This is a genomic window from Paenibacillus oleatilyticus (genome assembly GCF_018998565.1).
GTDB classification, from domain to species: domain Bacteria; phylum Bacillota; class Bacilli; order Paenibacillales; family NBRC-103111; genus Paenibacillus_G; species Paenibacillus_G oleatilyticus.
Window position 1 is genome coordinate 26,003 of record NZ_JAHNZO010000039.1, and the last position, 15,218, is coordinate 41,220.

Consider the following 15,218-nt stretch of genomic DNA (forward strand, 5'->3'; position numbering starts at 1 on the left):
GTTCCGCATTCAATGCGAGATCGGGGCTCCCTACGTTTATTCGAAATAGACGGCTTTGCCGGTGCGGGAAGACTCGTAGATCGCTTCGAGAATTTTCGAAACGACGCAGGCCTGCTCCGGCGTAACGACCGGATCGATATCCTTGTCGATCGCTTCCAGCCACAAGCGGGCTTCGAGATCGGCCGGGCTTTCGCCGTTGCCTTCGTAAAAATCGACGCCTTTGGCATCCAGCTGGATTTCGTTCATGAACAGTCGGCTGTGCTTCTCGCCGTTGATGCGCAAGCCGTCCCACATGTCAGCGCCGCCCTCGGTGCCGCACAGCGTCGTTTTGGCTTCGCCGGTTTGCAGCAGGTTGATCGCCCAGCTCGATTCGAGCACGATCGTCGCTCCGTTCTGCATCGTAATCATCCCGAACGCGGAATCCTCGACCGTGAACTTCTCCGGGTCCCAGGAGCCCCAAGCGTTGGCAGCGTTTGCTTTCTTCGACAGCTTATGAAAAGCGGTCCCAAGCACGGCCTTCGGCTTGTAATTGTCCATCATCCACAGCGTCAAGTCGAGCGCGTGCGTCCCGATATCGATCAGCGGGCCTCCGCCTTGCTTCTCTTCATCCAGAAAGACGCCCCAGGTCGGCACGGCGCGGCGGCGGATTGCGTGCGCTTTAGCGTAATAAATGTCGCCAAGCTCGCCTTCCTCGCAAACCTTCTTCAAATATTGGCTGTCCGCGCGGAAACGGTTTTGATAGCCGATCGTCAGCTTTTTGCCGGTCCGCTTCGCCGCTTCCACCATACGTCTGGCGTCCGCCGCGGTTTTGGCCATCGGCTTCTCGCACATCACGTGCTTGCCGGATTCCAGAGCGTCGATCGTAATGTCGGCGTGGGAATCGTTCGGCGTACAAATATGGACGAGATCGAGCGTCGTATCGGCCAGCAGCTGCTTATAATCCGAATACACTTTCGCTCCCGGCGCGCCGAACTTGCTTGCGGCCTCGTGCGCCCGCTCTTCGACAATATCGCAAAATGCGACCATTTCAGCGTTAGGTTGATTTTTCAGCGCAGGCATGTGCTTGCCATTGGCAATTCCCCCGCAGCCGATAATTCCAATCCGGTATACTTTAGACATGAAGACGGCGCCTCCTTCGTCAATCGCAGTTTGGTTCGTAATCCCAAGCCTTAGTATAGACAAGTTGCGGACAAAAAGATATTTCGGAATTGGCGTTCGTTATATGCAATTGTGTCATCACTGCTTCGTTCGGCAGACGCCTATACGCGAACCCTACGCTCGGTACGTGCTGCCTCCAGCAGCGAATCCATAACCCGCGCTTGTCGGAGCGCTTCTTCGGCTCCGTCGCTGTCTTCAGAGCGCCCCTGCTTTCGAAGCAGCACCGCCTCCGCGAAGCTCTCCGCCTGCAAGCGAAACGGCGTGAGCCGGTCAGTGACCCATTCCTTCCATTGGCTATCAAGCCGACAGCGAATCCGCAGCTCCTCCGCGGTCACGTCGAGCTCGACCTGCAGCTTCCCCTTTGTCCCCCATAGCTCGAAGCTGGCGCCATGAGGCAGATCCAGCGCCGCATCCAGTTGGGCCGTACGCCCCTCGGCAAAATAAAGCGTACCCGCGAACCGCCGGTCTACGCCATGCAGGGGATGCAGGTCCAAAGCGGCATCCGCGGCTACCGGCTCCTCCCGGGTAAAATACCGCGCCCACGCGACCGGATAACAGCCGATGTCGTACAGCGCGCCTCCGCCCCATTCTTTGCGCCAGCGGCTGCTGGCCTCGTCGGCCACGAACGAAAAGCGCCCGTAAAACCGGGCCCATTGCCCGATTCCGCCTTCCCTGATCCAATCGCGCATCTGCTCGAATCCAGGATAGTATTTCCATACAAAAGCTTCCCGGACCAGCACATTATGCTTTCGGGCCGCATCGGCAATCGCTTTAGCCTCGCTCCCGCTCAAAGCAAACGGCTTTTCCAGCAGCACGTGCTTTCCGGCTTCGCACGCTTTCACCGCCCATTCTTTATGCAGATGATTGAGTAAAGCGATATATACCGCATCAATCTCGGGATCACGCAATAGGGCCTCGTAGCTCTCATAACGCCGGGGCACACCAAAGCGCTCGGCAGCGGAACGCCCGTTTTCTTCCGTTCTTCCGGCTACTCCGTGCCACATTCCGTTTGCCGCTTCGTTTAACGCCATACCGGCTTTGCCTATAATACGTCCCGTCCCCAGGACTCCCCATTTGATTCGATTCGACACCGATTCACCCTGCCTTTCGACCTATTTCCCGGGAAATGGATATTGATCGCCCCTATTCGACCCAAGGAACTCCGCTTATACACAAAGAAAAGGAGGCCGCGATGTCTGCTGCCTCCTCCCTGCTGCGCAAGCTATCCTTTTTTTCCTGACGAAGTGACCAGCTTGTAGCCGACGCCGCGAATCGATTCGATCTGCACCGACTGCTGGTTCATTTCCAGCTTTTTGCGAAGGGAACTGACGTGCACGTCCACCGTCCGCTGGCCGCCGATATAGTCGAAGCCCCAGACGATGTTCATCAGATCGTCCCGCGTCACGACGACGCCCGGCCGCTGCACGAGATACAGCAGCACTTCGAACTCCTTCGGACGAAGTGGAATCGACTCGCCGCCGAGCAGCACCTCGTATTTTTCCGGATAAATATACAGGTCGCCCGCGGTGATGACCTTCTCCCCGCTTCCCGGCTTATCCTGCAGGCCGTCATCGGCCGTTGTCCGCCGCAGCACGGCGGATACCCGTGCCAACAGCTCTGCCACGCCGAACGGCTTCGTAATATAGTCGTCGGCTCCGTATTTGAGCCCTTGCACGACTTCTTCCTCGGCATTGCGGGCGGTCAGGATGATCACCGGCGTTTTGTTTCCTTTTTGCCGGAGCTTGGATAAAATCTCAAAGCCGTTCATCCCGGGAAGCATGATGTCCAGGACGATGAGATCGAACTGATGCTGCAGCGCTGCCTGCAATCCGTCGCTTCCGTGATCGACCACTTTGGTTTCGTAGCCTTCTTGCGTAAGATTATAAGACAACAGCCTCGCTAGCGTAGGCTCGTCCTCAATAACCAAAATTTTTTGCGGCATGTTACTCCCCCGGGCATTCATTCTATATCTAAAGCTTAACATAGCCTATATTTATTGACAAACGGTAAATGGTTTTTTGGACCAATCGGCGTGCGCTCAGTGAATCATCGGCATATCGATCTCGAACTTCGTGCCGACGCCGACCTCGCTTTCCACCCGGATCGTACCCTTGTGAAGCTCCACCAGATGCTTGACGATCGACAGCCCGAGTCCCGTGCCCCCGGAGCTGCGGGAACGCGCCTTGTCCACCCGGTAAAACCGCTCGAAGATGCGCGGCAGGTCCTTCTTCGGAATACCGATACCGGTATCCGCAATCGTAATCCGGACTTTGTCGTCCGCCGCCTCCGACGTTCCGCCGAGCAACTGCTCGACCCTCACCTTCACTTTACCGCCCTCCGGCGTATAGTTGATCCCGTTCGACAGCAGGTTGATCAAAATCTGCCGCAGCCGGTCCTCGTCCGCTTCCATATAAATGTCTTCGGGCACCTGCATGTCCAGCTCGATCGATTTCTTCGCCGCCTCCGTCCGCATCACGTTGACGCAATGACCGACGAACGTTTCCAGATGCACTGGCGAGAACTGCAGCGGAATGCGCTTCGATTCGATTTTGGACAGCTCCAGAATGTCCCCGATCAACCGGTTGAGCCGCTCGCTCTCGTCGAAAATGATCTGGAGAAACGACCGCGCCGTTTCCTTGTCGTTCAGCGCTCCGGCCAGCAGCGTTTCGGCGAAGCCTTTGACCGCAGCGATCGGCGTCTTCAGCTCGTGGGACACGTTGGCGACGAATTCGCTGCGCATCCGCTCCAACCGCCGAACGGCGGTGATATCGTGCAGCACGATGAGAAGCCCCGTCCATTCCTGGCTCGAATCCGAGATTGGACTCAGGTTGATCTCCAGAATCCGCTCGCTTGGGTAGTAGAAAATCATTTCGTCCCGGATATGCTCGCGAACTTCGATACATTCCTGAATCATCTGGGTGAACTCGAACTGCTGTTTCGCCTGATCGAATTTTTTCCCCAGGAGCTCTTGGGCGGAAAAGCCCAAGATATCTTCGGCCGAACGGTTCAGAAGCACGATCTTGCCTTCCCGGTCGATCATCATGACGCCGCTGATCATGTTCTCCAGTACGCTCTTAAGCCGGTTCTCGTCCTCCAGAATGCGGTTCATCTGCAGCTGTAAACTGTCCGCCATCCGGTTGATCGCATTGCCGAGCTGCCCGATCTCGTCTTTTTTGTTGAGCTGGACGCGGTACTTGTAATTCATGTCCGTAATCTGCTGCGCGACGCTCGTGATCAGCTCGATCGGTCGCGTAATGCCGTAGGCGACGCGGTAGCTGATCAGACCGGCCAGCAGGAACACCGCCACCAGCCCGCCGAGCAGCACGTACCATACTTTGCGGATCGACTGCTCGACCTCCGCCAGACTCATCGCAAGCCGAAGATAGCCTTCGGTCTTGTCTCCCATCTGCACCGGAATCGCGACGTAGAGCATGTTTTGCCCGATCGTGCTGCTGTAGCGCTTCGCGTAGCCGACTTTCCCCGAGCTTGCCGCAGCTTCGATTTCTTCACGGTGCAGGTGATTCTCCATCTCCGCCGGATTGGAGTCCGAATCGGCCAATACCTTGCCGTCTCCGCGGATATACGTGACCCGGGCGTCGGCAAACTGCTTCAGCCGGGTGGCGCGCTCCGAGAACTCCTTCATCAGCTCCGGCTCCGATCCCCGGTGGCTCCAATCCATCGTCGAGAGGATGATTCGCAGCTCCCGCTCCATATTCGTTTTGAGCGAGTCGATGTACGATTGCTGCAGCATTTGGGCCATGAACAAACCGGCCATCAGCACGGAAGCGCCGATCAAAGCGATAAAAATCAAGGTCAACCGGGCGCGGAACATCTTCATAAGGTGCGTCTTCCCTCCAAGCAAGCTGCGCGGGCGCCAAAGTCCCGACAAACGTTTTTACTCAATATCGTACTTGTTCGGCCGGCGGAGCGCCAGTTAATTTTGTGTAAAGGGACGAGCGCCAATATTTTTTCATCAACCAATGATTGAGCGTGGCCATCGGCTGTTGGATCAAAATCGACAGAACGACGGGCACCGCGGTCAGCGGCTCGAAATAAGCGAGCGCCAGCACCAGCCCGAGCGAAATGTTGCGCATGCCGGACGAATACGTAATGGCGATGATCAGTTCGGGCTTGCGCAGCCATACCGAGCCTGCGAAGCCGATCAGATACGACAGGATCACCAGCAGAACGACCAGCGGAATCACGACGATCATATCGCTCTTCATCTGCGCCACATACGGCTCGATTGCCGCCGCATTGATCATGACCACGACGGCCAGCGCCAGCTTGGAGGTCGGCCCGCAGACGGGAGCCGACCAGTTCTTGAAGCGCTGCTTGGACAGCTCGTTCACGAGCACGCCGAGAATCGTCGGCACCACGATGATTTTGACCAAATCCAGCATGACCTTAGTATGATCGAACGCGATCGCCTCGCCGAAGAACAGCTCCACCGCAGCCGGAATGACGAACGGGCTGAGGGCCGAATCAATCACGATCATGGCCAGAGCGAGCGGCACATGCCCTTTGGACAACCCAACCCAGATGACGGACGATACCCCGAGCGGGATAATCGCGAACAGGACGAACCCGACCACATAAGGCGATTCCGCGCCGAAGGCGGTCCGGCCGATCGCATAACCAAGCGCCGGCGCCACGACATGCGATAGCACGAACGTCAGCGCCATCGGCAGCGGCATCCGGAACGCTTCGCGGATCTGGCCGAAGCTGCAGCCGGTCGCCATGACGAAGGTCAAATAAGCGAACAGCAGCGGCACCGCCGCTGTCCAGCTATTCATATAATGAGACAAAAGAAACCCCAGTATCAACGATACCGGGACAATGACGGACAAATATTTTTCTATCCAGGCGTTCAGCCTGATGCCGAATGATTCCATTTCAATGCCAGGCCTTACACGAAGACCGGTTCCTTGAACTGGGCCAGCTTCTCGCGCGACTCCTGCTCGACGTCGGCGTGCAGGCTGTTGCCGTGGGAATCCATCGTGACGATGGCCGCAAAGCCTTCGGTTTGCAGATGCCACATCGCTTCCGGAATGCCGAATTCCATGAAGTCGACGCCTTCCACTTTCTTGAAGCATTCCGCATAGTATTGGGCTGCGCCGCCGATGGCATTCAGATAGACCGCGCCGTGCTCCTGCAGCGCTTTGAGCGTTTTGGCGCCCATGCCGCCTTTGCCGATGACCGCGCGGATGCCGAACTTCTTAATAATATCGCCTTGGTAAGGCTCCTCGCGGATGCTGGTCGTCGGGCCTGCCGCTTTTACGATCCAGTTCCCTTCCGCATCCTTGGCCATGACCGGTCCGCAGTGATAAATCACCGCGCCGTTCAGATCTACCGGAGAATCGTGATCCATCAAATATTTGTGCAACGCGTCGCGGCCCGTATGCATCGGTCCGTTAATAATCACGACGTCGCCGACGCGAAGCTGGCGGATCTGCTCCTCGGAGATCGGCGTTTGCAGCACGACTTCGCGGCGCTCGCCCGACTCGGACGCGGCGGCCGGCTCGTCCTTCTGCATCGGCAGCTCTTCGCCCTTGCGGTATACCCACTTCGTGATCGCGCCCGTTGCCGGATCAAGCAGCACGCCTTGTCTGCGGAACGCCCAGCAGTTGTACGCGACAGAGACGAAGAAGCTCGCCGGCAGCCGGTTCATGACGCCGACCTTGCAGCCGAGCAGCGTCACTTGACCGCCGAAGCCCATCGTTCCGATGCCGAGCTTGTTGGCGTTGTCCATAATGTAGTCTTCCAGCTTGCGGAGCTCATCGTTCGGATTGACGTCGTCCGCCGCCCGGAACAGCTGGTGCTTCGCGAGCTCGTAGCCGGTCGTCCGGTCGCCGCCGATGCCTACGCCGATGAACCCGGCGCTACAGCCTTGGCCTTGCGCCTGATACACCGCATGCATGATGCATTTGCGGATGCCGTCGAGGTCGCGGCCCGCTTTGCCGAGGCCTTCGAGCTCGGTCGGCAGGCTGTATTGAATGTTCTTATTTTCACAGCCGCCGCCCTTGAGGATCAGCTTCGCTTCGATTTCATTCCGTTCCCACTGCTCGAAGTGGATGACCGGGGTGCCCGGACCGATGTTGTCCCCGCTGTTCGCACCGGTCAGCGAATCGACGGAGTTCGTCCGCAGCTTGCTGTCCTTCGTCGCTTGGGCGACGGCGGCGATGATCTGCTTCTTCATCTCGATCTGGTTGGCGCCGACCGGACAATGAACGATAAACGTCGGCATTCCCGTATCCTGACAGATCGGCGATACGTTGCACTCCGCCATCCGGATGTTGTCTGCAATCGTGGACAGCGAAAGCGCGGAGCGCGTACCCGCATCCTCCTGGGCACGGGCAGCCTGAATCGCTTCCCGGACGTCGGCCGGAAGGTTCGTAGACGTTTCGACGATCAATTGATAGATGCTCTCTTGAAAATGCTGCATGATGGCAAAAGACTCCTTTCGTTTTTCGCAAAAACGATACTTGATAGCATGGAAACGCATAAATCTATAATAGCATATTCGGACAGGGACCAACACCCGATTTTGCACGATGCCGAAGGGAGGAAAGCCCGTTTTACGGGAGCGGCTGCATCAAGCGATCCTGCGGCGCGGCAGGCAGCATGGAAAAACAATAAAATCTTCATGACTCTGAAAGATTTAGAACAGACGGTCGGGGGACAAATCGTGTATAATCCAAATGTACAAAGCTTCGCCTTGCGCCAATCGATCGATACGAAGCCTTGACCGGGCGCAGGAAGCCCAAGCTGAATTCATAACTTAGGATGATGATGGATGGAAAGTCATTTTTTAGCTTATTTGTACCGGCTGCGGTATATCGAGCGCTGGAGCCTCATGCGGAACGTGCTCAAGGAAAATGTCGCCGAACACTCTTTTCACGTCTCGATTCTGACTCATGTGCTGTGCACGATTGCCAACGAGGTGTACGGCAAGCAGGTGCCGACGGAGCGCGCCGTCAGCATGGCGCTGTTCCACGACGCGACGGAGGTTTTCACGGGAGACATTCCGACGCCGGTGAAGCACCACAATCCGAAGATTCTTTCCAACTTCCGCGAGATCGAGCAGCTTGCCGCCGAGCGACTGCTGGACATGGTTCCGGAGCCGCTGCGACACGTGTACGACCCGCTGATCGTTGCGAAGAAGGATGCCGATCCCGAGCTGAAAAAATACGTCAAAGGCGCCGATCTTCTGGACGCCTATCTCAAATGCGTGTCCGAGCTGTCCGCCGGCAACCGCGAATTCGCCACGGCGAAGAAGCAGATCGAGCAATCGATTGAGGAAATGAACATGCCCGAGCTGGACTATTTCCTGCAGCATCTTGCCCCGAGCCTCGAGAAGACGCTCGACGAGCTATAGCCCTAACGAAAAAGCAGTCCGACGCGAACCCGCGCAGACTGCTTTTCTCTATCTTTCGTTCCTTTCCTGTCATAACAAGCCGCCGCAGTCCGTAGTATAGTAAAGACAAGTAGCCGGGGGCCGTCTCCTTAGTCAAACAGGGAGTTGCATGCAATCACCAGAAGGATCACCCCGCTGATCAATGTACCGAATTGTCCCAAGGTGAAGGACCCGATGCGGACTCCCGCCACTTTCCGGCCTATTGCGACGCCGATCCAGATGGTAATAAAGCTTCCTTGTGCAGCCGTAAGCGAGATGGCGAGCGGCGACAAATTCATCAGCCCTGCGCTCAGACCGTTCGTGACGGCATTCGCCGAAAGCGCGATGCCCAGAACAACCGATTCGCCGATCCCGATGGACCCGGATTTATCCTTGTCGGCTTTCTCGGGATGCTGCAGAAGATCTTTTAACGATGAGCCGTCGGACCGGTCTTCCTTCTCCTCGGTCGTCATCGCTTGCTTTCGCGGCATCGCCAGCAGCACGATGCGCAGCCCGATGACCGTCAAGACGAAGGCTCCGACCAAAACCGGAAACATTCCCGGAAGCACCTCCGAAAGCCACTGTCCGAAAAAAATCCCCGTTTCGCTGAACAGAAAACAAATCATGGCGATGATCAGATTCGACAACACGCCGACGCGGATTCGCCGAATCCCATACGATATCCCTACACCCAAATTATCCAGACTCGACGAGACGGCAAACCCTGCAATTAACAGCCATGTCATGCTGTTTCACTCCTTTTCGCTTTATATTGGCATCATATTGAGAATTCGGCAAAAATGTGCCTATCCGTCTCAACAATGTTGAGAATTTTTCAATATGCTAACTCAACACAAGCAATCGGGAGGAATAACCGATGTCCGATAAGAAAAAAGAACCGGAGCTGGGTCCAACCTTAAAATCGCTGCTAAAAGGCCGTTCGTTGTCCATGCGCAAGCTGAGCCTGCTTACCGGAATCGACACGGCGACGATCTCGCGCATCGCCAACGGCAAGCAGCAGGCGAGGCCCGACCACCTGCAGCAGTTCGCGGTCCATCTCGGCGTTCCGACAGAGCAGCTGTTTCAAGCGGCCGGATTCGACGTCGGTTCCCGCCAGTCAGAGCAAGGCTCGGATATTTACGCCTCCGTCGAAAGCATCAAGGATGTTTTGCTCTCCTCCAACTTGTTCGACCAGCAGTTTACCACCGAGCTTGTCGGCAAGGAACTAAGCAAATACGAACAATATGCCATGACCGAGGAAGGACAGCGGATCATCGTCGACGATTTCCGCACGAAGGTGGAAAGCGTCAACGGCGCCGGGCCTTTTATCGATGAACTGCGGCAATTGTATGAGCTGTACTGCCGGGAGGATACGACGCCGGAGAAACGCGCGATCGCCGGCAGCGCCCTGCTTTACTTTATTTTGTCGGCGGACATTATCCCCGATTACGTCTTTCCCTTGGGGTATCTGGACGATGCGATCGCCGTCCAGATTGTCGCTGGCCGGCTTTCCCAAACGGCGGATAAAATCGAACCGTAAGCCGGCCGGCCCTCGTTTGAATGGATCCTACAGCCACTCGTAACTACACCCTTCCGCCGTAAGAAAGGCCCGGAATGGGAAGCATGGGAACCATGGGAGGGCCGCAGCTGCGCGGCTCTTCCTCGTTACGACATATAGACTTGTAGAAAATAACCGTCGAAATCGACTACTACCGCTACTGTCCATGTGCATGTTTCCCCCTCTCAAAACGAAAAACCCCTCAGTTTGAACTGAGGGGGAGCTTGTTGAGAAAGTGGTCGAATAGAATTATAGAGGTTACGAAGGGGTGGGGTATCCACTTCCGACCGCTGTTGTCCTCGGGAAATTTGATTGGAAGCCGCTTAGTAGCGGACATTTCCCGAAGACAAAGGCGGCCGCTATCGCTTCTCCAGTGGATACCCCACCTCCGTATGCTTCTCTTTTTTTGTAAAAGCCCACTTTCTCAACACTCTGACCCTCAGTATTGAACTGAGGGGTTCGTTAAGCGCACAAAAAAACACCATCGCTAACCTCCTGGTCGAGTTTTGGCACTATACAACGTAAAGAGCGCGGTGCGCTCTTAGCCACGTTAAGAAAAGCCTTAATCCGGCAGTTCCTGTTCTACCCATTGGCATCTTTCGATATTTCCGGGCAGTGGCCTGTGTTTGTATAGGAGCCTCACCTAACGAGGTCATGTGATTTACATAGCTCATCATATGCTTGCTCTATTTATTTTGTTAACCTTTTTTTATCGGTGTGCGATGTGGATCAATTCATCATCCGGGCGAGCAGGGTCACAAACTCTGCCCGCGTCGCCTGGCTTTCCGGACGGAACGTTCCGTCGGGGAAGCCCGTAATCCAGCCTTCCGCCTTCAACTGCTTCAAAATGCCTACTCCCCAATCCGTTTCTTTTACATCTACAAAAGGCGACGTTCCTCTTTGTTTTCCGCTCATTTTCATGCTTCTTGCCATCATGGCCGCCATTTCCATACGGGTAAGATACCGGTCCGGAGCCAACGATCCGTCGGGATAACCGTCGATGATCTCCGCCTGGGCGGCTTTGGCGATGAACGGGTATGCCCAATGCTCGGGTCCAAAATCCGTATAGCGGACTTCTTTTTGCTTCGTCAGCTTTAACCCCCGGACCAGCATGGCCGCAGCCTCAGCCCGCGTAATCGGTTGATCCGGCATGAACCGGTAATGCTCGTACCCGTCGATAAGTTTCCGCTCGGACGCCAGTTTGATCACCGCTTCGGCCCAATGCCCTTTGATGTCGGCATATCCGCCAACCAGCGGCTTGACCTCGGCTTTAAGCTCGTAGAACCGGTCGTCGAATGCCGCGTTCGCCGTTAAGCGGATGTAATAAACGCCCGGCTGCCAAAGCTGACTGAGCACCGCCTCCGACGTGCCGTCCGGATTCGTGACCGAGTCGATCTGCTTGAGCATGCCGTTATAGGCAGACATCGTCATTCGTATGTTCTGCGGTATGCCGGATAAACGAAGCTCGACCAGGCTTTCCTCGTCGATGTTCAGCGAAAACCAGTTAGCGCCGCCGCTCTTGTCCAGCAGCCCTTGATATTTCGCTCCGGGCTGCATGACCGTCGCCGAGTACGGCTTATCGTGCGGGCCGTTCGGATCGAGCAGCTTGGGCTTGTATTGGATCGCAAGCGTGTATTCGCCCGTAATGGGAGGGATGTAGCCCTCGGCATTGCTGACGCGGATGTAATAGTCGCCCGGGTAGACGTCCGTCTCCGGAAAATATTCGGACTCCCCTTCGCCGCCTTCGTCGATCGTCTTGCCTTTTTCCCCTCTCTTTTGAACGAACAGCACCGGGTCCATCCGGTTCGTATCGACGGATAACCGGACGCTCAGTTTGCCCGTTTGCGCAACTGGAAGCATGTACCAATCCTGGTCGTTGTTCCGGTGAAACGTTCCTTTCAAGGTCTGACTTTGCGCCGGAAGCACGTAGGCCTTGTACTGCTTGCCGTTATCGGCATAGGCATCCTTATAAATCTCAAAGGAGGTCGTAAGCTTGAATTCCAGCTTGCGCTTGGCGGCGGCGTTTTTGAGCTGCAGCATCAAGTAGCTTTTACCTTTCTTCACCGGAACCATAACCGGCCCCGCTGCGCTCAGGGAATAATCTTTAACGCCTCCTCCGGCATCCGTATGCGTAACGGCTACCTCCTCCGTCGGGTCCAACTCCAGCTCCAGCTTGACGCTGCCGTCGTAAGGCGCCTCGAAGGTAAACCAGTTCGGATCGCTCCCGTTCTCAAACGAACCGCTGGCCGTTTTGCTTACCGAGATGGGGGTGGCCTGCTCCTTCCGGTCGTTCCGCTTGTACATATGCTCCGAATAAGGGTCCTTCAGAACGCGGTCGGCGCGCAGCAGACCGTAGCCGGTCCCGGGACTCCAGCCGTTCCCGCTGAGGTCCTCGGCCGTTTGCCGGAGCAGGCTGCGAATTTGATACGGCTTCATCCAAGGATACTTGGCCCAGGCCAGAGCGCAAACGGCCGCAACCTGAGGCGCCGCCATGGAGGTGCCGTCCTTGTGTTCGTATCTCCCGCCGATCGCTGTCGTAAAAACGTCCCACGGCGCCACCAGATCCACCTCGGGGCCGCTGTTGGACAGCTTATGCGCCTTCTTGTCCGCCGCCATGCCGCCGACGGCCAGAACGGTAGGATATGCCGCCGGGTATTTGACGCTGTTTCCCTCGTTGCCGGTGGCCGCGACGAGCAGCACCCCCTTCGCCTCGGCATAGCGCACGACTTCGCTCATGTACTCCGAATACTTGTTCAAGCCGAGCGACAGTACGACGATTTTGGCTCCGTGATCGACGGCGTAACGGATGCCCTCGCCCAATTTGGCTTCGCTGCCTGTGCCGTCGTTCTCCACCGCCTTCACGGGCATCAGCTTGGCCTTCCATAAAATGCCGGCGATTCCTTTTTCGTTGTTGGCCGCAGCGCCGATGATTCCGGCGACATTCGTGCCGTGTCCGTTGTCGTCGCGCGGCGGCTGACCGGGCTCGATCAAATTGATCCCTTTCACCAAATTCGGCATAAGATCCGGATGGTTCAAATCGACGCCTGTATCCACGATCGCAATTACGATCGAGTCGTTTCCGGTCGCAACATCCCAAGCCTCGCTCATATGAATTTGCTGCAAATAGGCTTGTTTCTCCACCAACGGGTCCGTAGGATAAGCCGAGATCTGCACATCCCTCGCTTCCTCGGCCGCCGCTACGGAAGCAAATGGAACCCACGATGACCATAGGAGTAAGATACAGAGAGTGACGATGATGTTAAATTTTTTATCAGGCATCGCTTATTAAAACAACTGCTCCAGCTCGTCGATCAAAGAACCGACATAGGCAACCGCGCTGCGAATCGGCTGCGGCTCGGACATATCGACGCCGGCGAGCTTCATCAGCTCAAGCGGCCGCATCGTGCCTCCGGCCTTGAGCACGTCAAGCCAGCGGTCCACGGCCGGCTGCCCTTCCTCGCGGATGAGCTCGGCTACGGCTGTCGAGGCGGTTAAGCCCGCGGCGTACGTATACGGATACAGCCCCATATAATAATGCGGCTGGCGCATCCAGGTTAATTCCGCTCCCGCGTCGATGTCGACCGCATCTCCCCAGAACTCCGACAGCACGCTTCCCTTCAGCTCGCGGAGCTTTTTCGCCGTCAGCGCCTTGCCCGCTTCCGCCGCCTCGTACACCCTTTTCTGCATGTCGCCTTCCAGCAGATGCGTGACGAAATTGTGATAGTAGGTGTTCAGAAGCTGAAGAATCACCCAGCGTTTCAGACGCGGATCGTCGGACTGCTCCATCAGATGCCGGGCAAGAAGCAGCTCGTTCATCGTCGACGGCGCTTCGATAAAATAGGTGGACGGCCTGTAGTTCGTATACCGCTGATTGCGCGCGGCCAGCATCAGATGACCCGCATGCCCCAGCTCGTGCGCCAGCGTAAAGGCGCTGCGCATGTTGCCCGCCCAGGTGATCAGGATGTAGGAATGCGTGCTGTACGTACTCGAGCAGAAGGCACCGGTCGACTTGCCGATATTGTCGGCGTAATCGATCCAGCGCCCGGTCAGCGCCTGCTCCATAAGCTCCGTATATTCGGGCCCCAACACCCGCAGAGCGTCCAGAATCGTCCGTCCCGCCTCTTCGAACGTGACCGAAGGACTGAATTCCGGATCGAGCGGAGCTTTCAAGTCGCAGAACCGGATGCGGTCCAACCCGAGCACCCGCTGCTTCAACCGGGCCAACCGCCGCATATGCGGTGCCAGCTCCGTACGGATAATATCAAGGATGTTATGATACATCGGAATCGTAACCTGCTGCGGCTGGAGCAGCATATGCGTCACGGATTCGTAGCCGCGCAGCCGGGAAATGACCGTCTGTTTCTTCACTTCGGCGGCGTATACGGCGGCAAACGTATTCTGGTACGACTCCAGCGTCCCGGTAAACGACTGGTAAGCATTCCGGCGCAGCACGGTATCCGGCGACAGCTCGTAGTCGGTTTCGTACAGCGCGAACGAAACCGGCCGCGTTGCGCCTTCGCCGTCCTCCACGGAAGCGAAGGACATATCCGACAGCTTGCTTCGCTGATAGATCGTATAGGGGGCTCCCAGCACTTCCCCGAGCGACGCCAGAGCCGCTTCCGTCTCTGCCTGAAGCCGATGCGGCTTCGTTTCCAGCAGATCCGTCAAGCTTTTGCGAAACGGCTCCAATTTCGGTTCTTCCCCGATATAGCGCTCCAGCCATCCGTCCGGCAGCTCCAGCAGCTCCGAGCGGATGAACGAAAGCGCGGCCCCCGCTTGCGCAGCGACATCTCCGACCCGGGCGGAATTCGCTTGGTATGCCGGGTTCGTTCCGTCGCCGGACAGCTGCAAGCGGGCATACGTAGAGGCGCGCAAAAACCGGATGTGCAGCGCCTCCTGGGCTTCCAGACACTCCAGAAGCCGGCCGGCTCCTTCGTGCAGCTTTCCTTGAAAGCGCTCCATGGACGGAAGAGCTTCGGCGATGCCGGTCATCTCGGCTTCCCAAGCGTCGTCTCCCGCATATAAATCGGCCAAATTCCAAGTGGATTGCGGCTCGACCTGATCTCTTCTTTTTCTCTCTTTCATTTCCGCTTTCTCCTTTACATT

The 15,218-nt window shown here is 56.8% G+C and carries 12 protein-coding genes and 1 riboswitch; of the genes, 3 read left to right on the forward strand and 9 right to left on the reverse strand.

From position 1 onward, the window contains the following. Nucleotides 1-36: 36 nt before the first annotated feature. From KQX66_RS32380 to KQX66_RS32405, 6 genes are all read right to left on the reverse strand, one after another. The gene (locus KQX66_RS32380) at nucleotides 37-1,119 is read right to left on the reverse strand and encodes a Gfo/Idh/MocA family protein (protein WP_216797691.1); all 1,083 of its coding nucleotides are present in this window, start codon (nucleotides 1,117-1,119) and stop codon (nucleotides 37-39) included. Nucleotides 1,120-1,259: 140 nt separating this feature from the next. Continuing rightward, nucleotides 1,260-2,249 carry a Gfo/Idh/MocA family protein gene (locus KQX66_RS38115; RefSeq protein WP_216797692.1) on the reverse strand — a complete coding sequence of 330 codons (990 nt, stop codon included), beginning with the start codon at nucleotides 2,247-2,249 and terminating at the stop codon, nucleotides 1,260-1,262. Between the two features lie 131 nt (nucleotides 2,250-2,380). Continuing rightward, nucleotides 2,381-3,100, reverse strand: a complete 720-nt coding sequence (locus KQX66_RS32390; protein ID WP_216797693.1) for a response regulator transcription factor — start codon at nucleotides 3,098-3,100, stop codon at nucleotides 2,381-2,383. Between the two features lie 96 nt (nucleotides 3,101-3,196). Then, entirely contained in the window at nucleotides 3,197-4,996 is a 1,800-nt protein-coding gene (pnpS, locus tag KQX66_RS32395) for a two-component system histidine kinase PnpS (protein ID WP_216797694.1), read from the reverse strand. A gap of 61 nt (nucleotides 4,997-5,057) precedes the next feature. Further along, on the reverse strand, nucleotides 5,058-6,053 hold the full coding sequence (locus KQX66_RS32400; protein WP_216797695.1) for a bile acid:sodium symporter family protein: 996 nt from the start codon (nucleotides 6,051-6,053) through the stop codon (nucleotides 5,058-5,060). Between the two features lie 14 nt (nucleotides 6,054-6,067). After that, nucleotides 6,068-7,603: a fumarate hydratase gene (locus KQX66_RS32405; RefSeq protein WP_216797696.1), complete on the reverse strand. Its 1,536-nt coding sequence runs from the start codon at nucleotides 7,601-7,603 to the stop codon at nucleotides 6,068-6,070. Here KQX66_RS32405 and KQX66_RS32410 point away from each other — a divergent pair. After that, complete coding sequence (locus tag KQX66_RS32410) at nucleotides 7,589-7,906, forward strand: hypothetical protein (RefSeq protein WP_216797697.1); 318 nt, start codon at nucleotides 7,589-7,591, stop codon at nucleotides 7,904-7,906. The two genes, KQX66_RS32405 and KQX66_RS32410, sit on opposite strands and share 15 nt — an antisense overlap. Before the next feature lie 48 nt (nucleotides 7,907-7,954). Continuing rightward, complete coding sequence (yfbR, locus tag KQX66_RS32415) at nucleotides 7,955-8,536, forward strand: 5'-deoxynucleotidase (protein ID WP_216797698.1); 582 nt, start codon at nucleotides 7,955-7,957, stop codon at nucleotides 8,534-8,536. Nucleotides 8,537-8,664: 128 nt separating this feature from the next. Here yfbR and ytaF read toward each other — a convergent pair whose 3' ends face one another. Next, complete coding sequence (ytaF, locus tag KQX66_RS32420) at nucleotides 8,665-9,300, reverse strand: sporulation membrane protein YtaF (protein WP_216797699.1); 636 nt, start codon at nucleotides 9,298-9,300, stop codon at nucleotides 8,665-8,667. A gap of 131 nt (nucleotides 9,301-9,431) precedes the next feature. Here ytaF and KQX66_RS32425 point away from each other — a divergent pair, with 131 nt between their 5' ends. Next, nucleotides 9,432-10,094, forward strand: a complete 663-nt coding sequence (locus KQX66_RS32425) for a DUF1232 domain-containing protein (RefSeq protein WP_216797700.1) — start codon at nucleotides 9,432-9,434, stop codon at nucleotides 10,092-10,094. Nucleotides 10,095-10,597: 503 nt separating this feature from the next. Further along, a riboswitch (M-box (ykoK) riboswitch) is annotated at nucleotides 10,598-10,770 on the reverse strand. A 71-nt stretch (nucleotides 10,771-10,841) separates the two neighbouring features. Here KQX66_RS32425 and KQX66_RS32430 read toward each other — a convergent pair. Both KQX66_RS32430 and pepF read right to left on the reverse strand, forming a co-directional pair. Beyond that, nucleotides 10,842-13,286, reverse strand: coding sequence for a S8 family serine peptidase (locus KQX66_RS32430; protein ID WP_216797701.1), 2,445 nt, complete (start codon nucleotides 13,284-13,286; stop codon nucleotides 10,842-10,844). 111 nt (nucleotides 13,287-13,397) lie between these two features. Then, complete coding sequence (pepF, locus tag KQX66_RS32435; RefSeq protein WP_216797702.1) at nucleotides 13,398-15,197, reverse strand: oligoendopeptidase F; 1,800 nt, start codon at nucleotides 15,195-15,197, stop codon at nucleotides 13,398-13,400. Between the last annotated feature and the right edge of the window lie 21 nt (nucleotides 15,198-15,218).